Annotated in this window: 17 protein-coding genes; all 17 read right to left on the bottom strand. The window is 58.7% G+C overall.

Going from position 1 to position 21277, the window contains the following annotated elements; all coding sequences use genetic code 11:
* Positions 1 to 17 precede the first annotated feature (17 nt).
* Positions 18 to 1118, bottom strand: a complete 1101-nt coding sequence (locus H1B31_RS04540; RefSeq protein WP_185981060.1) for an LptF/LptG family permease — start codon at positions 1116 to 1118, stop codon at positions 18 to 20.
* A 131-nt stretch (positions 1119 to 1249) separates the two neighbouring features.
* Positions 1250 to 1651, bottom strand: a complete 402-nt coding sequence (locus H1B31_RS04535; RefSeq protein ID WP_009656385.1) for a biotin/lipoyl-containing protein — start codon at positions 1649 to 1651, stop codon at positions 1250 to 1252.
* Between the two features lie 97 nt (positions 1652 to 1748).
* Entirely contained in the window at positions 1749 to 1886 is a 138-nt protein-coding gene (locus H1B31_RS04530) for a hypothetical protein (RefSeq protein WP_009441352.1), read from the bottom strand.
* 15 nt (positions 1887 to 1901) lie between these two features.
* A complete protein-coding gene (gene mmdA / locus H1B31_RS04525; protein WP_037346712.1) occupies positions 1902 to 3431 on the bottom strand; it encodes a methylmalonyl-CoA decarboxylase subunit alpha in 1530 nt (509 codons plus the stop codon).
* 76 nt (positions 3432 to 3507) lie between these two features.
* Positions 3508 to 3924, bottom strand: coding sequence for a methylmalonyl-CoA epimerase (gene mce / locus H1B31_RS04520; RefSeq protein ID WP_006692992.1), 417 nt, complete (start codon positions 3922 to 3924; stop codon positions 3508 to 3510).
* Between the two features lie 40 nt (positions 3925 to 3964).
* Positions 3965 to 4903 (bottom strand): methylmalonyl Co-A mutase-associated GTPase MeaB, encoded by a 939-nt coding sequence (gene meaB, locus H1B31_RS04515; RefSeq protein ID WP_185981059.1) that lies wholly within the window; start codon positions 4901 to 4903, stop codon positions 3965 to 3967.
* A 98-nt stretch (positions 4904 to 5001) separates the two neighbouring features.
* On the bottom strand, positions 5002 to 5394 hold the full coding sequence (locus tag H1B31_RS04510; protein WP_006692994.1) for a cobalamin B12-binding domain-containing protein: 393 nt from the start codon (positions 5392 to 5394) through the stop codon (positions 5002 to 5004).
* Between the two features lie 87 nt (positions 5395 to 5481).
* On the bottom strand, positions 5482 to 7128 hold the full coding sequence (locus H1B31_RS04505; protein WP_009441357.1) for an acyl-CoA mutase large subunit family protein: 1647 nt from the start codon (positions 7126 to 7128) through the stop codon (positions 5482 to 5484).
* Between the two features lie 79 nt (positions 7129 to 7207).
* Complete coding sequence (locus H1B31_RS04500; RefSeq protein ID WP_185981058.1) at positions 7208 to 8704, bottom strand: succinyl-CoA:acetate CoA-transferase ScpC; 1497 nt, start codon at positions 8702 to 8704, stop codon at positions 7208 to 7210.
* A gap of 431 nt (positions 8705 to 9135) precedes the next feature.
* Positions 9136 to 9807, bottom strand: coding sequence for a redox-sensing transcriptional repressor Rex (locus H1B31_RS04495; protein ID WP_185981057.1), 672 nt, complete (start codon positions 9805 to 9807; stop codon positions 9136 to 9138).
* A gap of 2 nt (positions 9808 to 9809) precedes the next feature.
* The gene (locus H1B31_RS04490) at positions 9810 to 11156 is read right to left on the bottom strand and encodes an O-antigen ligase family protein (protein WP_185981056.1); all 1347 of its coding nucleotides are present in this window, start codon (positions 11154 to 11156) and stop codon (positions 9810 to 9812) included.
* A 4-nt stretch (positions 11157 to 11160) separates the two neighbouring features.
* Positions 11161 to 12462: a bifunctional folylpolyglutamate synthase/dihydrofolate synthase gene (locus tag H1B31_RS04485; protein ID WP_185981055.1), complete on the bottom strand. Its 1302-nt coding sequence runs from the start codon at positions 12460 to 12462 to the stop codon at positions 11161 to 11163.
* A 9-nt stretch (positions 12463 to 12471) separates the two neighbouring features.
* Positions 12472 to 15135 (bottom strand): valine--tRNA ligase, encoded by a 2664-nt coding sequence (locus tag H1B31_RS04480; RefSeq protein WP_185981054.1) that lies wholly within the window; start codon positions 15133 to 15135, stop codon positions 12472 to 12474.
* Between the two features lie 137 nt (positions 15136 to 15272).
* Entirely contained in the window at positions 15273 to 17837 is a 2565-nt protein-coding gene (locus H1B31_RS04475) for a sulfatase-like hydrolase/transferase (RefSeq protein WP_226372150.1), read from the bottom strand.
* A gap of 41 nt (positions 17838 to 17878) precedes the next feature.
* Positions 17879 to 19540: a formate--tetrahydrofolate ligase gene (locus tag H1B31_RS04470; protein WP_185981228.1), complete on the bottom strand. Its 1662-nt coding sequence runs from the start codon at positions 19538 to 19540 to the stop codon at positions 17879 to 17881.
* A 17-nt stretch (positions 19541 to 19557) separates the two neighbouring features.
* Positions 19558 to 20412, bottom strand: coding sequence for a bifunctional methylenetetrahydrofolate dehydrogenase/methenyltetrahydrofolate cyclohydrolase FolD (gene folD, locus H1B31_RS04465; RefSeq protein ID WP_185981052.1), 855 nt, complete (start codon positions 20410 to 20412; stop codon positions 19558 to 19560).
* Positions 20413 to 20422: 10 nt separating this feature from the next.
* The gene (locus H1B31_RS04460) at positions 20423 to 21271 is read right to left on the bottom strand and encodes a 4-hydroxybenzoate octaprenyltransferase (protein WP_185981227.1); all 849 of its coding nucleotides are present in this window, start codon (positions 21269 to 21271) and stop codon (positions 20423 to 20425) included.
* Positions 21272 to 21277: the final 6 nt, after the last annotated feature.

Genomic DNA, 21277 nt, shown 5'->3' with positions numbered 1-21277 from the left:
CTATCGTGTTCCAAATTTTACTGTGAGGCACGCTTCAGCAGAACCGCCCCCGCGATGATGCCGACGATATTCGGCAGCCAGACGGCAAGCATCGCCGGCAGTACTTCACCACGTGCAAATGCATTGCCCATCGTCATGAGTGCATAGTAGATAAAGATGATGATGACGCTCATAGCAAAGCCCGCCGACGAGGAGTTGCGCGTCGGCTGGAGGCCGAGCGGCACGCCAATCAGCGTGAAGATGAGGCTCGCCATCGGGATCGAGACGCGCTGATAGAGCTCCGTCTCGAGCTTCGAGGTATTGACATACTGCGTCTGCATGAGTGCAATCTGCTCACGCAGCTCACGCATCGTCATCTCCTCTGGTTTTTTCTGTTCGCTTATGATTTGACGCGGGTCTTTCTGAATGGGCAGCACCTGCGTCTCAAAGCGCATGCGACGCTCGAGATGTTCGTCCGCGATCTCATAGACATCGCCCTTGTGCATGATCCACTCCGAACCCGTCCACTCCGCGTACTCCGCATTCTCGACGTACGTGACCTTGCCGTCCGCGCCGAACACCTGCAGACTCACGCCCGTGAGGCGCTGCTGCTCCGCATCGTAGGAACGCGCATACACGAGCCGCTGGATCGCGCCATCCTCGATCTCCTTGATGATGAGATGCTCCTGCGACTTCATGCCCGAATTGCCTTCAATCTCATAGTAAATGACGTTGCGGTACGCCGTGTTCGCACGCGGCACAATGTGCTCGTTGAAGAGGATCGCGCCGACGCTCACGAGAAAGCCGAGCAGGATCGCGGGCGCGGCAATCCGCCCGAAACCGATGCCGCAGGACTTCATCGCCGTGATCTCGCTCGCGGACGAGAGACGCCCGAACGTCAGGAGGCTCGCAAGCAGCATCGACATTGGGAACGTCCACATGACGACCCCGGGCAGGCTGAACACGAAAATTTTGATGATCGACGGCAGTGATGCGCCGTAGTCCGTAATGTATTGCGCAATGCGAAAGAGCGTGCCCGAGCCGATGAAGACCGCTGAGAACGCACAGATTGCAAAGAGGAAGGACTGAAAGACCTCCCGAAAGATGTATTTGTCGAGGATTCGGATGTTCAGGCGCATAGAGCCCTCCTCTGATCGTTTCTGTCATGAGTGGTATCGCTCTATTTTATCATTTTCGCCTCTCCTTGACAAGGATAACAAAAAGGAGCCCCTTGCGGGGCTCCCGATCGAGCTTTATCGCTATGCGGCGATTAGCCGAGGATGACCATGGACTCGCGCACCTTGACCGACTGGCCTGCGGAGACGTTGACCGCCTTGACCGTGCCATCAGCGGGCGCAGCGATCTCGTTCTGCATCTTCATCGCCTCGAGGATGAGGAGCGTGTCGCCAGCCTTGACAGCCTGACCGACCGAAACCTTGACCTCGATGATCTTGCCGGGCATCGGAGCGTCCACGGACTGCTCGCCAGCTCCAGCCGTAGCAGCGGGAGCTGCCGGTGCTGCGGGAGCAGCCGGAGCCGGTGCAGCAGCAGGTGCGGGAGCGGGAGCCGCAGCGCGCGGTGCAGCAGCAGGAGCAGCAGCGCCGCCTGCGCGTACCTCCTCGACCTCAACCTCGTAAGCAGTGCCGTTGACAGTGATGTTGAACTTCTTCATGTGTTATTCCTCCAACATTTATATTCCCAAGGGGAGCGCGGACAACATCCGCTTATGCCCCCTCTCGGCGACAGACTACCTGCGTGCGCAGGAATTCTCAAAGGTTGCTACGGTTGGCAAGCGTCCAGACCTCTGCGGGCTTGATGCGCACAGCGACGACCTTGCCCCCCATTGCCGACTGAACGGCAGCGGTGATGGCGGCGACGATCTCCGGCGCCACGGTATTTGTAGCCATATTTTGCCTCCTGCTTTAGAGAGGAATGTTCCCGTGCTTCTTCGCGGGATTGTCCTCACGCTTGCTCGAGAGTGCGTTGAGCGCCGTGATGATGTACGGGCGCGTCTCGCTCGGCGTGATAACCATGTCGATGTAGCCGCGCTCTGCCGCCTTGTACGGGGTCGCGAACTCCTCGATGTACTCTGCCGTGCGCGCATCCTTGTCCGGATCCTTGCGGAAGATGATGTTGGCAGCACCCGCAGGTCCCATGACGGCGATCTCAGACGTCGGCCATGCCATGACCTGATCTGCGCCGAGCTCGCGGTTGCACATTGCGATGTAGGAGCCGCCGTACGCCTTGCGCGTGATGACCGTGACCTTCGGCACTGTCGCCTCGCTGTATGCATACAGCATCTTTGCACCGTGGCGGATGATGCCGCTGTACTCCTGATCGACACCCGGCAGGAAGCCCGGCACGTCGACGAGGTTGACGAGCGGAATGTTGAACGCATCGCAGAAGCGGATGAAGCGCGCCGACTTGTTGGACGCATCGACATCAAGGCAGCCTGCCATGACGTTCGGCTCGTTCGCAATGATGCCAACCGTGCGGCCGTCAAAGCGTGCGAAGCAGCAGATGATATTTGTCGCGAAATGCTGGTGCACCTCGTAGAACTCGCCGTTGTCGACGAGGCTGCGGATGACATCCTTCATGTCGTACGGCGCATTCGGATTGTCAGGGATGAGCGTATTGAGGCTCTCGTCCTGACGGTTCGGGTCATCGCCCGTCTCCACGCGCGGTGTTTCCTCCATGTTGTTGCTCGGGAGGAAGGAGAGCAGATAGCGGATCTGATCAATGCAGTCCTCATCGTTCTCCGCTGCAAAATGTGCAACACCGGAGCGGCTGTTGTGCGTCATCGCACCGCCGAGCTCCTCCGCCGTAACCTCCTCCGCCGTAACGGACTTGATGACGGCCGGACCCGTGATGAACATCTGGCTCGTGTTCTTCACCATGAAGATGAAGTCCGTGAGCGCCGGGCTGTAGACCGCGCCGCCAGCGCAGGGTCCCATGATGACGGAGATCTGCGGGATGACACCCGAGGACTTCGTGTTGCGGTAGAAGATGCCGCCGTAGCCCGAGAGAGCGTCGACCGCCTCCTGGATACGCGCGCCGCCCGAATCGTTGATGCCGATGCAGGGTGCGCCCATCTTCATCGCAAGATCCATGACCTTCCAGATCTTGTGTGCATGCTTCTCACCGAGCGAGCCGCCCTCGACCGTGAAGTCCTGCGCGAATGCGTAGACAAGACGACCGTTGACCGTGCCGTAGCCCGTCACAACGCCCTCGCCCGGCAGCTCCTTCTTGTCCTGACCGAAGTTCGTGCAGCGATGGCGAACGAACATATCCAGCTCGACGAAGGTGTCCTCATCGAAGAGCAGGTTCAGGCGCTCACGCGCGGTGAGCTTGCCCTTGCTGTGCTGCTTCTCGATGCTCTTGGCACCGCCGCCCTGCATGAGATGTTCTTTCTTCTCAAGCATGAGCTCAATTTTTTCCTGGACTGTGGACATCATATCCCTCCTGTATATTTACCTGCAGGGCGCCGGAATGAAGCGCCCTGCGGCTTTGTGTTAAAGAAGAGTTCGCTCAGCGATCCTCGTGCTCACAAATCTCGAGGAGAACGCCCTTCGTCGATTTCGGATGGAGGAACGCGATCTTCGCGCCGCCCGCACCGATACGCGGCTTCTCGTCGATCATCTTGACGCCCTTCGCCATGAGGTCGGCGATTGCGTTCTCGATGTTGTCAACGCGCAGAGCGATGTGCTGGATGCCCTCGCCCTTCTTCTCAATATATTTCGTGATCGGGCTGTCGTCAGCCGTGCCGATCAGCAGCTCGATCTCGCTCTTGTTCGGGGTCGGGTGGAAGGTCGTCGTAACCTTCTGCTCGGCAACCGTCTCCTCAGCCGTGCAGGGAATGCCGATCACGTCCGACCAGAAATTCTTCCCCTCTTCGAGATCCTTCACGGCAATGCCGATGTGATCTACTGCCAGAACCTTGAACATAGGTGCTTCCTCCTTGGGAAATTGCTATCAATTTCCACTTTTAAGATAACATTTCGGCCATGACATCGCCCACCACGGTGTAGGGGTCGGTCTCATGCGCCTTGATTTTCGCCACATAGTCGTCGAGTCTTCCCGTGTCGACAATGCGGTGCTCGATGTGACGGCGGACGCCTGCGTGCAGGATATCCAGCATCTCATCGCGTGTGCGGCGTGTGCGCCGCTCTGTGAGGACACCGTTGCCTTCAATGTGGGCACGGTGTTCCTCGATGGTGTCAACCAGCTCCGCGATCCCTTCGCCGCGATTCGCGACGACCTTACGGATCGGCGGACGCCAGTCCGACATATGATCGTCCAGATCCAGCATCATATTGATCTCACGGACGAGCTTATCCGCGCCGTCAAGATCGGACTTGTTGATCGCGAACACGTCGCCAATCTCAAGGATGCCCGCCTTGATTGCCTGGATGTCGTCGCCCATGCCCGGAATCAGTACAACCATGGTAGTGTCCGCCGCCCGCACGATATCCACCTCGGATTGCCCGACGCCGACGGTCTCGACAAAGATGATGTCCTTGCCGAACGCATCCATGACCTTTACTGCGTCCGCAGTCTTGTGCGAGAGGCCGCCGAGGCTGCCACGCGTTCCCATGCTGCGGATAAAGACGCCCTCGTCGAGGGTCAGGTCATTCATACGAATGCGATCGCCGAGGATCGCACCGCCGGAAAAAGGGCTCGTAGGGTCGACGGCGATGATGCCGACGGTTTTCCCGCGCTTGCGGTATTCCTTGGCAATCTTGTCCGTCATGGTGCTTTTGCCCGCACCCGGAGGGCCGGTAATGCCGAGAACGTAGGCATGTCCCGTATGCGGATAGAGCGCTTTCATGATGTCGGTCGCCGATGCACGCTCATTCTCGATCGCCGTAATGGCACGCGAGAGTGCGAGGCGGTTCCCTTTCAGCACTTCGGCTGCAATATCCATGCGCCCACCTCCTTCGCGCAGTCGCTCCATAGGAAACAAACGAATGGACGACAGACGGAAGTCCCTCTGCCTGTCATCCATACTTTCAAAGCAGCGTTTTACGCCACATGTTCCTTGATGAAGTCAACTACTTCGCCGGTCGGTGTGCCGGGCGTGAAGACTGCGGCAACGCCCGCATCCTTGAGTGCGGGTATGTCGCCCTCGGGGATGACGCCGCCGCCGATGACGAGCACGTCGTTCATGCCCTTCTCACGCAGGAGATTCACAACCTTCGGGAAGAGATGCGGATGCGCACCCGAAAGAATGCTCATCGCAACGACGTTCACGTCCTCCTGCAGAGCCGCCTCAGCGATCTCCTCAGGGGTCTGACGCAGCCCCGTGTAGACAACCTCGAAGCCTGCATCGCGCAGGGCGCGGGCAACAACCTTTGCGCCGCGATCATGACCATCCAGACCCGGCTTTGCAACGAGCACTCTGATTTTCTCTGCCATTTTGATATTCCTCCTGAACGGGGCTGCCGCAGCCTGCGCTGCGGCGCGCCCCCATTGCATTCACCTAATCGTTTCCGAACCCCGTTCTTACAGGTTGACGTGTGCCTCGTACTCGCCGAAGACCTCGCGCATGACGCCGCAGATCTCTCCGAGCGTTGCATAGGTCTTGACCGCTGCGAGGATGTGGGGCATGAGGTTCTCGTTCTCGTCGCCACACGCCGCCTTGAGGTCTGCGAGCGCCGCCTGCACTGCTGCATTGTCGCGCTTCGCCTTCATCGCCTCGACCTTCGCCTTCTGCTTCTCGCCGACGGATGCGTCGACGCGGAGCAGGTTCTTCGGTGCCTCTTCCTCCACCTGGAACTTGTTGACACCGACGATGACGCGGGCACCGGACTCGACGTCCATCTGCCACTTGTAGGCGCTGTCCTGAATCTCCTTCTGGATGTAGCCCTTCTCGATCGCCGCAACAGCGCCGCCGAGATCGTCAATCTTCTTGATGTACTCCCAAGCCTCTGCCTCGATGCGGTTCGTCATCGCTTCGACGTAGTAGGAGCCTGCGAGCGGGTCAATCACATCGGCAAGTCCGCTCTCGTACGCAACGATCTGCTGCGTGCGGAGGGCGACCATGACCGAGTCCTCGGTCGGAAGCGCAAGCGCCTCGTCGCGGGAGTTCGTGTGGAGGGACTGCGTGCCGCCCATGACCGCTGCTGCGGTCTGGAGGGCAACGCGCACGATGTTGTTGTTCGGCTGCTGTGCGGTCAGCATGGAGCCTGCCGTCTGCGTGTGGACGCGGAGCATCATGGACTTCGGCTTCTCCGCCTTGAAGCGGTCCTTCATGACCTTTGCCCAGATGCGGCGGGACGCGCGGAACTTCGCAACCTCTTCGAGCACGTTGTTGTGTGCGTTCCAGAAGAAGGAGAGGCGTCCTGCGAAATCGTCGACGCTGAGACCTGCCTTGATGGCGGCCTCAACGTAGGCAATGCCGTCCGCAATGGTGAATGCAATCTCCTGCGATGCCGTGGAACCGGCCTCGCGGATGTGGTAGCCCGAGATGGAAATCGTGTTCCAGTTCGGGACGTTCTTGGAGCAATATTCAAAGATGTTTGTGATGAGGCGCATGGACGGGCGCGGCGGGAAGATGTACGTGCCGCGCGCCGCATACTCCTTCAGGATGTCGTTCTGGATCGTGCCCTTGAGCTTGTCCGCCGAGACGCCCTGCTTCTCCGCCACTGCGATATACATCGCGAGGAGGACGGACGCGGGAGCGTTGATCGTCATGGACGTGGAGACCTTGCCGAGGTCGATCTGATCGAAGAGGATCTCCATGTCAGCGAGCGAGTCGATCGCTACGCCGACCTTGCCGACCTCGCCCTCAGCAATGGCATCCGTGGAGTCGTAGCCAATCTGCGTCGGGAGGTCAAATGCACAGGAAAGTCCCGTTGCGCCGCTCTCGATGAGGTAACGGTAACGCTTGTTGGACTCCTCCGCCGTGGAGAAACCTGCGTACATACGCATCGTCCAGAAGCGCCCGCGATACATGGTCGGCTGAACGCCACGGGTATAGGGGTAGACACCGGGGAAGCCGATGTCCTCTGCGTAGTCCGTCTCCTTGATATCGAGCGGGGTGTAGAGTCCCTGCTCGGGGATGTGGGGACGCGCCGGGAACTTCGCCGTTGCTTTTTCTACGGTAGCATTGTACTTGTCAAGCCCCGCCTGGATCTTTTCATTGCTCATGAAAGTATTCTCCTTTACCTTTACAGTTCTTTTGTTGGGGGTATATCCCCCTAAAGGGCTTTGTGCCCTTTTTTATAATTTATTTCTGCATCGACCCCGTCGCGAGGAAGCGCTGATGGAAGGAAAGCGCCTCATCGAGCAGGTGCGGCGTCTGTGCGCCCTTGGTCGCTGCAAGTGCACGCTCGTAGTAGTCGAGCAGGATCGGACGGAAGTCCGGATGCGCGCAGTTGTTGATGATCTCGAGTGCGCGCTCACGCGGGGATTTGCCGCGCAGATCCGCAACGCCCTGCTCCGTGATGACGATATCGACATCATGCGCACCGTGATCGATGTGCGAGCAGAACGGAACGATCGAGGAGATCTTGCCGCCCTTTGCCTCGGACTGCGTGTAGAAGATCGTGAGGTAGGCGTTGCGTGCGAAGTCGCCGCTGCCGCCGATGCCGTTCATCATCTTCGTGCCCGTGACGTGCGTTGAGTTGACGTTGCCGTAGATGTCGACCTCGATCGCCGTGTTCATCGCGATGACGCCGAGACGGCGGACAACCTCGGGGTTATTCGAGATCTCCTGCGGGCGGAGCATCATGATCTTCTTGTACTTGTCGATGTCCTTGTAGAAGCGCTGGAGACCGTCCGGCGAGGGCGAGAACGCCGTGCCCGACGCGAACTTCAGCTTGCCCGCATCCGCAAGGTCGAACATGCCGTCCTGGATGACCTCGGTGTAGACCTCAAGATCCGTGAAGTCGGAGTTCACAAAGCCCGCGATAACCGCGTTTGCGACGTTGCCGACGCCCGACTGCAGGGGCAGGAGTCCCTTCGGCATACGACCCTCGGCGATCTCCTTCTTGAGGAGTTCGACCGTGAATGCGCCCATCTTGCGCGCCGCATCATCGAGCGGAGCGAGCGGACGCGTCTTGTCCGTGATGTCGCAGGGGACGATGTACTTGATCTTCTCGAGCGGGCAGGGTATGAACGTCGTTCCGATCCGGTCTCCCGCCTTCGTAATGGGAATCGGCAGACGATTCGGTGGATCGAGAGGAATGTAAATATCGTGCATGCCGACAAGCTCCATCGGCTGGCTCGTGTTCACCTCGACGATGACCACGTCTGCACTCTGAATGAACGACGGCGTATTGCCGACCGAGGTCGAGGGGATGATGCCCTCCTCAGTGATGGCAACCGCCTCGACGAGTGCGACGTCGATCTTGCCGAGGAAGCCCTCGCGCGACTGCTGTGCCACCTCGGAAAGGTGCATATCGATGTAGTTCACGAGACCGGAGTTGATCGCATTGCGCAGCGGCGTATTCGTCTGATAGGGAAGACGCTGCTTGATGCCACCCGCTTCAGCCAGAGCACCGTCCAGCTCGGGCCCTGTCGAAGCACCCGTCCAGATGTTCACCTTGAACGGATTCTTCTTCATGCGCTCGGCGATGGCAAGCGTGACTGCCTTCGGATAGCCGGACGGGGTGAAGCCGCTCGCACCGATGGTCATGCCGTCGGCAAAGTATTCTGCCGCCGTCTCCGCGCTCACAATCCTGTCCATCAGGGACTTGGGTATGCGATCGGAAATATCGATCATAGAAAAACCTCCCTCTGATACGCCGGACAGCAAACGCCGCCGTCGTCCATTGCTCCTGTAGGAAGCACTGATAAATTCAGCGCCATCATCTTAGCGCATCTTTTTTGCCCGCACAACGCCTGCAAATCCTCCACATAGCTCTTTGCTATGCGTCCGGTTTGCCTCCTAGTTCGGACGAAAAATCTACGCCAATCTGAGGGTCTATTTTATCAGCGATTCCTATGACTCACGCAGGAAACAACTTGCAGGCATTCGGAACATCTTGTTTCATCTTGTGAATTATTCATGGTAGGAATGTTCAGAATAACTGCAAGTTATCGTAGCTGCATAAGTCAATTATATCTGTCCATAGGATATCACGAAAAAAAAATGCCGTCAAGATTACATTGACGGCATTTTCTGTGATTTGTGAAAAAAAGGGCAAAGAAGTTTTAATTCGTTAAATTTTTGTCTGATAACTCCCCGTCTTCCGCACTCGTGTGCGTCAGATAATACGAGAGTGCGCTGAGTCCGACAGACAGATCTTCGCTGACAAACGGTATGCTCGGCGGCACTCTCAGCTTCACGGGCGCGAAGTTCCAGATCCCGCGAATGCCCGCCGCTACAAGCTGATCGGCGACACCCTGCGCATGCGCTGCGGGCACGGCGATGACGCCGATCTGAATGTCACGCTCGGCGATGATCTCCGCGAGATAGGCAATGTCCTCCACGCGGCGCTCTCCGACGCGCGTGCCGATCACGACGGGATTCGCGTCGAAAATCGCGGCAAGTCGGAAGCCGAGTCGCGCAATTCCCTGATAGTTTGCGAGCGCCGCACCGAGATGCCCCATTCCGATGATCGCGACATTCCAATGCTGATCGAGTCCCAATATGCCGCCGATGCTCTCCTTGAGCTCTGCGACATAGTAGCCGACGCCCTTCTTGCCAAATTGTCCGAAGAACGCCAAATCTTTACGAATCTGTTCGGGGTTGATGGCAAGGCGGCGGCCAAGCTCCTCCGAGGAGGCAATCTCCACGCCCTCGTCTGTCAGCTGACGCAGACAGCGGTAGTAGCGCGGCAGACGGTCGACCGTCGCCTTGGATATCGATAGATGTTCCTGCATAGTCATCCTTCCCTCATCTCCCCCGCAATCGCATGCACCGCCGCCGTCATAGCGGCGAGCATCCAGAGCAGCATGGAGGACGGTATATTAAAGAGCAGATGATCTGTGATGCCGTTGAGAGCAACGGAGATGAACGCGAGTCCAAGCCCGAGCGAAAGTCCCTCGACGAAGCGGCGTCTGCGCCAGCGTGCGAGCGCGGCACGCACATCGGCAACGGTCTTCCACTCGTGCTCATGCGCGGCGAGCACCGCCTCCCACGGCGGCGTGCGCTTCGGCAGACGAAAGGCGAGCACGAGCGAGCCGAAGAAGAACCAGAGGAAGGAGAGTGCACCCGGCACACCAATCTCCGCTGCATAGTTCAGATACATATTGTGGGCGTGCACGATCTGCACGGGCGCGCCCTGCAAGTAGAAGTCGTACTCGGGGTAGACCATGAAGTACATGCCCCAGCCGATGCCGAGGAAGGGATGATCCATCACCATCGCAATCGTGCTCTCCCAGAACGCAAGCCGCATCTCCGACGACGTATCCACACGCGTGAAGACGGAGAGCAGACGATCTGCGAGCACGGGATCAACGAGGAGCGCTCCCGCACCGACGACGACGATCCCGAGGAGGACGCGCCAGTCGCGCAGCGCGCCGTAGCCCGCAAGTACGAGGGCGACGACAAGGCATGCACCGCGCGCATAGGTCATGCCGAGGCAGGCAAGTGCCGCCACAAGGAGCACGAGTGCGAGGATGCGCCATGAGCGCGTGAGCGCGCTCAGCAATCCAACGAAAATGCAGACGACGATATCGAGATAGCCCGCAAGGATGTTTGGATTCTCCCACGTCGAGAAGACGCGCTTCGAGAGTTCGGGGAACGACGCCCCGTCCACCCATTTCATCGCGGAGATGTCGATGCCAAAGATGAACTGATAGAAGCCGTAAAGGATGACGAGCGCCGCCGACACTGCCATCGCAATGACAACGCGCCGCAGTTCATGCGCCGTGCGCAGGGTCTGCCCAACGAGCAGATAGGTCATGGCGTAGATCGGCACGAGATGGTAGAAATTGTAAAAGCTGAACACCTTGTCCGGCGCAACCGCCACGGACAGGAGTCCGATGACGACAAAGAGCAGCGCCGGCGCATCATACGGCAGACGGCGCAGATGAAAGTTCCGATCGATCCGCAGCCGCAGGAGCATCGCCCCACAGCCGAGGAGCAGCACAACCATCGCCGCCAGCGGTGCGAGCGGGATGAGAAACGCCTCAGCGACAACGGCATACATCATCATGCGCGCCATACGCGCGCCCCAGCGACGGCGGCGCAGCACGCGCCGCCGCTCCTGAAAGTAGTCCTCTGCCACGCCGTCACCTCCCCGCCGTGAGGAGCGCACGGATGCCGCCCACGAGATAGAGCGAGCCGGCGGCGACGAGGAGCGCATTACCTGCGCGTGCGCGTGCGACAGCCTCGGCGAGCGCCGTCTCCGCATCGTTGCACGCATGGGTGGAGAGCCCTAGCCCCGCAGCAATGCCCGCCACAACATCCGCCGCCGCCGCGCGCTCGGAGTTCGGACGCACGGTGACGACCTGATCAGAGGGGCGCAGAAGCGCGGCGAGCATACCATCAATATCTTTATCCTTGAGAATACCGAGCAAAAAGACGCGCGGCGCATCGGGAAAGTAACGGTCGAGTCCCGCGCGCAGTGCCTTCATGCCCGCGGGATTGTGCGCGCCATCCACGACGACGGGCACGCCCTCATACGAGAGGATCTCAAAGCGTGCGGGATGACGCACGCTGCGCAGCCCCGCGCGCACGGCGTTCTCCGTCACGCGCGCGTCCTCGCGCTCGAGCAGTTTTGCCGCCATGATGACGAGCGCCGCATTCTCCGCCTGATAGACGCCCGCAAGCGCGAGTTCGAACGGCTCCGGTTCACGGCAGACGACGGAGTGGAAGACGACGCGCTGTCCGCCGCCGTTTGGAAAGAAAAGCTGTGCAGAGAAATCCTCACCGCAGACGAAGACATCCGCGCCCAGTTCCTCAGCACGCCGCTCGATGATCTCGAGCGGTTCTCCCGTCGCCGCCGTGATGACAGGCACGCCCTCCTTGATGATGCCCGCCTTGTGCTCTGCGATGCCCGCGAGCGTCCCGCCGCAGCGGTCGGCGTGATCCATCGCCACATTTGTAATGATCGTAAGGATCGGCTCGACGACATTCGTCGAGTCGAGGAGGCCGCCGAGCCCCGTCTCGATGACGGCGACTTCGACCTGCTCCTCTGCAAAGTAGAGAAAGGCGAGCGCCGTCAGCGCCTCGAACTGCGTCGGGTGCTCGTGTCCCGCCGCGACCATCTCATCCGTAGCCGAGCGCACGCGCGTGAGGAGCTCTGCAAAGCGCTCCTCAGGGATATCGTGCCCGTCCACACTCATGCGCTCCGTATAGGAGATGAGATGCGGCGAGAGATAACGCCCCGATCGGATGCCCGCCGCATGGAAAACAGCGTCCATCATCTGCGTGACAGAGCCCTTGCCGTTTGTCCCCGCGATGTGGATCACCGCATAGGCGCACTCAGGGTTTCCGAGGCGCGCGCACAGCTCCTCCATGCGCGCAAGCCCCAATCGAATGCCGAAGGTATTCAATTCCTCAAGATAGTGAAGCGACTCCACATAGTTCATCGGAGCACCTCAGAGCTTCGCCAGATCCGCAAGACGCGTCCGGATGAGGGCGACCTTCTCCTCATAGCCCGCCAACTTCTCGCGTTCCGCCGCCACGACGGCGGCAGGCGCCTTCGATGTAAAGCCCTCGTTCGCGAGCTTGCCCGTGAGGCGCCCAATCTCCTTCTCGAGATTATCGCGCTCCTTCGTCAGGCGCGCCGTCTCCTTCTCTACGTCGATGAGCCCCGCGAGCGGCAGATAGACCGCCGCTCCTGCCAGTGCCCCCGTCACGACATTCTCCGGATCGGGCGCATCCGCCGCGAGGAATGTGACCGCGGACGCGGACGCAAGCGCATGGAAATAATCGACGTGCGATGCAAATGTGTCCGCAAGCGCCGCGTCGCGCACGCGCAGGATGAGCGCGCTCTTTTTGCCCGGCGGCGTGCCGAGCTCCGCGCGCAGATTGCGCGTCACCTTGATGACCTCCATGATAGCGATCATCGCCGTCTCAGCCTCTGCATCGATGTCATTGTCACTGACCTCGGGCCACGGCGCGCGCATAATGCTCTCGCCCTCATGCGAGAGTTTCTGCCAGATCTCCTCCGTGAGGAAGGGCATGAAGGGATGCAGGAGGCGCATCGTGCGCTCGAGCACCGTGCGCAGGACGTAGAGCGCCGTGTTCTTTGCGCGTATATTTTCCTTGTCGTAGAGGCGCGCCTTCGTCAACTCGATGTACCAATCGCAGAACTCGCTCCACAGGAACTCGTAGATCATGCGGCCGGCTTCGCCGAGCTCGTAGCGCTCGAGATTCGCCGTCACATCGCGCGCCGTCTCCGCCGCACGCGAGAGAATCCAGCGATCCGCAAGCGTATAGTCGCTCTCCTCGGGCACAAAGCTGTCGTCCGCGCCTTCGAGATTCATCAGCATATAGCGCGACGCATTCCAGATTTTATTTGCGAAATTGCGCGCTGCCTCGACGCGCTCCCAGTAGAAGCGCATGTCGTTGCCCGGCGTATTGCCCGTGATGAGCATGAAGCGCAGCGTATCCGCACCGTATTTCTCAATGACTTCCACGGGGTCGATGCCGTTGCCGAGAGACTTCGACATCTTGCGCCCCTCACTGTCGCGCACGAGCCCGTGGATAAAGACATCGCGGAACGGCACGTCGCCTCCGAAGCGCAGCCCCATCATAACCATGCGTGCAACCCAGAAGAAGATGATATCGTAGCCCGTGACGAGGGTCGCCGTCGGGTAGAAATGGCGCAGGTCTTTCGTATCCTCCGGCCAGCCCAGCGTCTCGAACGGCCAGAGCGCGGAGCTGAACCACGTATCGAGCACGTCCTCGTCCTGATGGATGTGCGTGCTGCCGCAGTGCATACACGCCGTAATGTCCTCACGCGAAACAGAGGTCTCGCCGCAGTCTGCGCAGTGCCACGCGGGAATACGGTGCCCCCACCAGAGCTGACGCGAGATACACCAGTCGCGGATATTCTCGAGCCAGTTTTCGTATATCTTTGTAAAGCGTTCAGGGACGAAGCGGATGCGTCCGTCCTTCACCGCTGCAATCGCGGGTTTCGCGAGATCCTCCATGCGGACAAACCACTGCTTCGACACAAGCGGCTCAATCGTCGTCTTGCAGCGCGAGCAGTGCCCGACAGCGTGCTCGTGCTTCTCCGTGCTGACGAGCGCGCCGATCTCCTCAAGCTTCTTGACGAGCTGCTTGCGGCATTCGTAGCGGTCGAGCCCCGCGTATTTGCCCGCGCCCTCGCCCATTGTGCCGTCTGCATTGATGACGACAACCTGCTCGAGGTTGTGGCGCTGCCCCATCTCGAAGTCATTTGGATCGTGTGCAGGCGTTACCTTCACTGCGCCCGTGCCGAATGCGGGATCGACATAGGAATCCGCAAAGAGCGGAATGCGCCGCCCCACAACGGGCAGGATCAGCGTCTTGCCGACGAGTGCCTTGTAGCGCGCATCGTCGGGGTGCACGGCGACACCCGTATCGCCGAACATCGTCTCAGGGCGCGTCGTTGCAATCTCGACGTACTCGTCCGTCCCCTCAATCTGATAGCGGAGATGCCAGAGATGCCCCGCCTCCGTCTCGTGCTCGACCTCGATATCCGAGATTGCCGTCGTGCAGTGCGGGCACCAATTCGTAATGCGCGTCCCCTGATAGATGAGCCCCTGCTCGTAGAGACTCACGAAGACCTCGCGCACGGCGCGCGAGCAACCCTCGTCCATCGTGAAGCGCTCGCGGTCCCAGTCACAGGATGCGCCGAGCATGCGCAGCTGGTACATGATGCGGTCGCCATATTGCTGCTTCCAGTCCCATACGCGCTCCAGGAACTTCTCGCGCCCGAGCTCGAAGCGGTTCGTACCTTCCACGCGCAGGCTCTCCTCAACCTTTGCCTGTGTCGCAATACCCGCATGGTCGCAGCCCGGTACCCAGACGGCGTTCTTGCCGCGCATCCGCTGATAGCGCACGAGGATATCCTGAAGCGTATTGTCGAGCGCGTGCCCCATGTGCAGCTGCCCCGTCACATTCGGCGGTGGGATCACGACACTGTATGGTTCACGGCTCTCGTCCGCCTCGTCGTGAAAGAGTTTATGTTCTTCCCAATAACTGTACCATTTGCGCTCAAACGATGCAGGGTCATAGGTCTTTGGAATGTTCGCACCGGATTCCTGACACATATATCTGTTCCTCCCGAAAGAAACGCCCCCGTCCCGAGGGGACGAGGGCGTCCGCACGTCGTCAATGCTGTTGCTTCTATAATTGCAACGATAAGATTAGCATAAATCGACGTATTTTGCAAGAATTACGTACACACTCACCGACGGAAGCTCTCCGTATACTGCCACACAATATCGAGGAAATACCGTGCAAGCGCGTCGTCAAACACCTCGCGATAACCTTCATTGCGCTCGTGAATATGGTACGTATACCGATCAAGTGAGATCGTTCCATCCTCGCGCGTGAACTCTGCAGTCTCGAGATGGAACGCATATTGCTCTGTGCGCACGCAGATCTTGTACGTCTGCCCCGGATAGATGGAGTTGCTGACGGTGTATTCCCGCCGCTGTCCGCCAAATGCCTCGGGCAGGTTTCCGTCCAGATGCGCCGCATCGATCGGATAGCCCGCGAGCTTTCCGAGGATCTTGTAGATGTCCACGGAGCTCGTCAGCTCATCCACGCGCCCAAGCGCAGGAACACCCGCTCCGCGCGCCATCAGTGCCGCTCCCGTCTGCTCCTCGCTCAGCAGATACGGACTGCGTGCATGCACCGATGTTCCGTGGTCGGAATAGAGCATAACAATGTACTCATCGTCGTCGTAGTGTGAGGTGAGATAGTCAAAGAGATAGCCAAGCTGCCGGTCCACAGCTGCAATTTCACTGTGATTCACATACTTGCTCAACGGATTCGGCTTCAAAAATACAGAGGCGCTCCTATCCTGGTTCTGTAATACATCCGATAAGGGAAGATGGGTTGACGCATAGGCCGGAGTGCTGACATCCGCATTGTACGGATGTGTATCCGCAAAGTGCATGAAAAGGAAGTTATCGCATTCGTCAAAGGTTTCGAGATGACGAATCGTGCGCTCAACCCCATCCGTTGCCCGCAGCATCCAATGGTTCACGATGAGCCGGTCATAGCCTCGTGTCACGCCATTATAGATGCCTTCCCCATCTCCTTGAATGTTCGTGCAGTAGTATCCAAGGGTCTTCATTTGTTCAGATATCGTCACATAGGATGGATCGAGAGCAAGCGGAATGCCCGGCTTTGCAATCTGGGTCTTATGCTGATACAGCCCTGTCTCGATCGTCGCCAGTGCTGGATACGTATACTCTGCAGTAGAAAAATGATGGTCAAAAATGATCCCCTTGGAAAAGAATTTCAGGATGTTGGGGACAAGTGTTGGCGCTCCCCTATCTATCCCCTTCCAGCTGAGACCATCCGCAAGGATGCTCAATACAAGCTTTCTGCACTGAGGTCTATGTTGGAGTATGATCGGTTCTCCTACAATAAACGGAGTGGCCGACTGAAAGGCCACCGCCTCCTCAACACGGTAAAAATTGAGCTCCCCCTTACTGAACATTCGAGTGCGATCCAAAGCTGCAGTACGGAAACGTATCATCTGATGCGACTGCTTAGCCGCAATAGGAATAAGTACAGGAGCAGATGCTGCCGGCGCTGCACGAAACTCAGATGCCTCTTCCGCTTTCACAACATCAAAAACAAAATCGTTAAAAATTAATAAGTTGTCCTGCTCTGTGGCAGTATTCATGAGTTCAATTACTTTACTCTTGATGTACATTTGCCCATATGGATTATAGATTCCTGTCCTGTAACGCGGCATTGACTCAGAAAACCGCGGCAACTCCTCGCACAAATCTATACAGAGCACCGATTTCATTCCATGGTCTGTCTGCCTTGTATCTGTGATAAAAGGAGCAAATTGAGCGCCTGTTATTGCAATTTTGATTGCACGCAGCCATTTCGCCATTTCCTCCGGGTCATTCGTAAAAGATATGTGGGCGTTTCCTTGCGGAAGAATCATAAACAGCAATGCACGATCCATCTGCCCTGACTGCTTATATATACGATACAACAGGTCATACACGACCCGGCTCATCTTACGTTTTTCATAGGCCGCTTCACCATATCGAATAGCAGCCTCTGCATCTCCATGTGCAAGAGCTTCCTCCGCACGAAAAACTTCGTACATCTCTCCATAGGGGCATATACGCTTGTAGGTCTCAGCGCATGCCCCCATCTCTGCACAAAAATTGCTGTTATGAACCGCCTCCATGAGCTGCCTGCCAAGTTCTTGTATCTTGCTGTCTTGATCAGCACGAGAAAGCCGCTCCTCGCAAAGTGCAATGTTCTCATGCAAAGCATCATTTAAAACCAGATCACGGTACAAAATCTGCAGACTGCTTTCCTCCACATTGAGAAGAAAACGTTTCTGGTCTTTATCAAAAATCACACTGTAATCATCTGTCAGGCGAAAGAATCTGATCGGCAACTGTTCATAGTCGGACAGCGGAGGGAAATGCTCAATTGACGAAAAAGCGGATCGATTTGAAGCATAGGTCGTACGCATCAACTCTTCGTTTGGCGCACAGGAAATCGTGTATAAGAAATGATACAGATCTTCGTTGCCTCGCTCGTTGTAGGCCTGCATCAAAAGATGAATCGCTTCTACATAAGCATTTACATCACAGGAGTCGACAGACAGGCTCAGCAAAGTTTCACCGAGCAGAATGCGCATTCTATATGCTGTATCAAGATCCTGTTTTTTCTCATCACAGGCAATGTAGCCCCGAGCTAAGACACAGGCTTCTTCATGAAATCCCTGTGCGCACAGGAGCTGAAAGCGTTCCTCTACATCCACGTCCAACACTCCTCCCCCCCCTTCTGCCGGCGCTTTTTAAGTCAGAACAATCCCATAACTACGCCGTCCTCTGTAATGTCCATGCCCATCGCCGCTGGCTGCTTTGGCAGTCCCGGCATGGTGAGGACGCTGCCCGTGAGTGCAACGACAAAGCCTGCCCCGCAGGAGGCGCGCAGTTCGCGCACGGTGATGCGAAATCCCGTCGGACGGCCGAGGAGGGCGGGATTATCCGAGAAGGAGTACTGCGTCTTTGCCATGCAGACGGGCGTCTCCGTCATGCCGAGCGTCTCCATCTCCGCCAGTTGTTTTTTCGCCTCGGGTGTGAAGTCCGCGCCGTCCGCGCCGTAGATCTCGCGTGCAATCGTCTCGATCTTCTCTGCAATGCTCTTCTTCTCATCGTAGATCGGGTGGAAGTTCGAGGGCTTTGCAATCGCCTCCTCCACCGCATCCGCGAGTGCGAGACCGCCCGCGCCGCCCTTCGCCCAGACCTCGGAGCGCACGCATTTCGCGCCAAGACGCACGCAGAGTTCTTCGAGGAGAGAAAGCTCCGCCTCGGTATCGGTCGGGAACACATTGACCGCAACGACGGCGGGCAACCCGAACTTGCCGATGTTCTCGATGTGCTTTTCGAGATTTGCTGCGCCCTTTTTGAGGGCATCCAGATTCTCCGTGCCGAGTACGTCCTTCGGCACGCCGCCGTTCATCTTGAGCGCACGCACGGTGGCGACGATGACGACGGCATCGGGCGCGAGGCCCGCAAGGCGGCACTTGATGTCAAAGAATTTCTCCGCACCGAGATCCGCGCCAAAGCCCGCCTCGGTGACGACGTAGTCCGCGCATTTCAGTGCGTACTTCGTCCCCATGACGCTGCTGCAGCCGTGCGCGATGTTCGCAAACGGACCGCCGTGGATGAGCGCGGGAGTACCCTCGATGGTCTGCACGAGGTTCGGCTTGATTGCGTCCTTGAAGAGCAGGGTCAGTGCGCCCGTTGCGCCCAATTCGTCCGCATGAACGGGGCGACCGCCGCGTGTCCAGCCGATGAGGATGCGTCCAAGACGGCGCTTCATATCCGCCAGCCCGTCCGCAAGGCAGAGAATCGCCATCATCTCCGAGGCGACCGTGATGTCAAAGCCCGACTCGCGCGGGATGCCATGGACGCGTCCGCCAAGCCCCGTGACAACGTGGCGCAAGGCGCGGTCGTTGATGTCGAGGACGCGCTTCCACACAATGCGGTTCACGTCAAGGTCGAGCGCGTTGCCCTGAAAAATGTGGTTGTCTATGAGCGCGGCGAGGAGGTTGTGCGCCGTTGTAATCGCGTGGAAGTCCCCCGTGAAGTGGAGGTTGATGTCCTCCATCGGCACGACCTGCGCATAGCCGCCGCCCGCCGCGCCGCCCTTCATGCCGAAGCACGGGCCGAGCGACGGTTCGCGCAGGGCGACGACGGTTTTTTTGCCCTGCTGATGAAGTGCGTCGGCAAGCCCGACACTCGTCGTTGTCTTGCCCTCACCCGCAGGGGTCGGGTTGATCGCCGTGACGAGGATAAGCTTCCCGTTCTTCTCTGCACCCGCAAGTGCCTCGGGCGTCAGCTTCGCCTTATAGCGTCCATAGGGTTCGATATGTTCCTCGGCAATGCCGAGCGTCTTTGCAATCTCCGCGATGGGGCGCAGCTGCGCCGCGCGTGCAATCTCTACATCCGATTTCATCATGCTCTGCTCCTCCCCTATGCCGTCTGCGCCGCTGCCGCCTGCACGACGTTCTCCATCAGCATTGCAACCGTCAGAAGTCCCACACCACCCGGCACGGGTGTGATCGCACCCGCGACCTTCTCGACCGCCTCGAAGTCGACGTCCCCGACCAGCTTCTTCGGCGCAATGCGATTGATGCCGACGTCGATCACCGTCGCGCCGGGCTTCACCATATCCGCTGTGACGAAGTGCGGCTGTCCGACCGCCGCAACGAGGATGTCCGCCTCGCGCGCGATCTCGGCGAGGTTCTCCGTCCGCGAGTGGCAAAGCGTGACGGTGGCGTGGCGCTCCAAAAGAAGCATCCCCATCGGCTTGCCGACGATATTGCTGCGCCCGATGATGACGGCATGCTTCCCCTCAATGGGGATGCCCGCATACTCGAGCATACGGATGCAGCCTGCAGGCGTGCAGGGACGCAGCCCCGGTGCACCGATCGAGAGATGCCCGACGTTCATGGGATGGAATCCGTCCACATCCTTGCGGGGATCGATGCGGCTGAGGATCTCATCCTCGTGCGCTGCGAGCGCGGCGGGCAACGGCAGCTGCACGAGAATGCCGTGCACTGATGCATCCGCGTTCAGTGCATCGATGCGGGCAAGCAGATCCTCCCGCGTTGTCTCTGCGGGCAGGGCAATATGATCTGAGAGAATATCCAGCTCCGCACAGGTCTTCTGCTTGTTGCGGACATAGACCTCGGATGCAGGGTCATTGCCCACAATGATGACGGCAAGGCGCGGATGGATGCCGCGTTCACGCAGGAGAAGAGCCCCGTGCTCCGCGCTCGCCTTGATGCGCGCCGCGAATTCTTTCCCGTATAAAATGCGTGCCATATGCTCTCCTTTATACCAAATAGCTGATCCACGTAAAGACAAAAATCGCAATCGACACAATCCCGTTTCGCATGAAATACATCTGCGTCACGCGCGAAAAATTCGTCGGGCTCGCAATGCGGTGCTGATAGACGAGCGTCCCCGCCGCAATGCCGACGCCGATGTAGTAGGGAAATGCGAGGTGCATCATCATGCCGAGCGCAATAAAGAGGAGGATCGAAAAAATATGCATGGCGCGCGCAAGTTGGAATGCACCATGCGCACCGAATGTGACCGCGAGGGAGTGGAGTCCCTGACTGCGGTCGAACTCCTCATCCTGTGCACCATACATCGCGTCGAACGCCGCAATCCAGAGTGCAACTGCGATGAAGAGCACGACCGTCGGCAGCTCAACTTTGCCGCTGATCGCCACCCAACCGCCCGCCGGTGCCATGCCGATGGCGATGCCGAGGAAGAGATGCACCCACCCCGTCACACGCTTCATATACGGATAGATGAGGAAGGGCACAGCCGCAAACGGCAAAAGTCGGATGCAGACGGGATTCAGCTGCAAAACCGCAAATACAAGCACAAGGAGGCACACGCCTATAAAGACGAGCGCCTCCTTCTTTGTCACGCGCCCCTGCACCATCGCACGATAGGCGAGGCGGGGCTGCTGCTTATCGTATTTCAGATCGGCGAGATTGTCGAGGGCAAGCGCCGCCGAGCGCGCCGCCGTGATGGCGAGCACGATCCAACCGAGCTCGCCGAGCGGGGGATTGCCCCCTGCCGCGAGCAGCGCCCCCATTAGGGCAAACGGCAGGGAGAACACCGTATGGTGAAAGGCGGTATTGTTCATGTGCGCCCGCAGGCGCTCCATCCACCA

It is taken from the genome of Selenomonas timonae (assembly GCF_014250475.1).
GTDB lineage: Bacteria > Bacillota > Negativicutes > Selenomonadales > Selenomonadaceae > Centipeda > Centipeda timonae.
The sequence above is the reverse complement of the archived record's forward strand: the minus strand, read 5'-3'. Positions and strand labels throughout refer to the sequence as shown.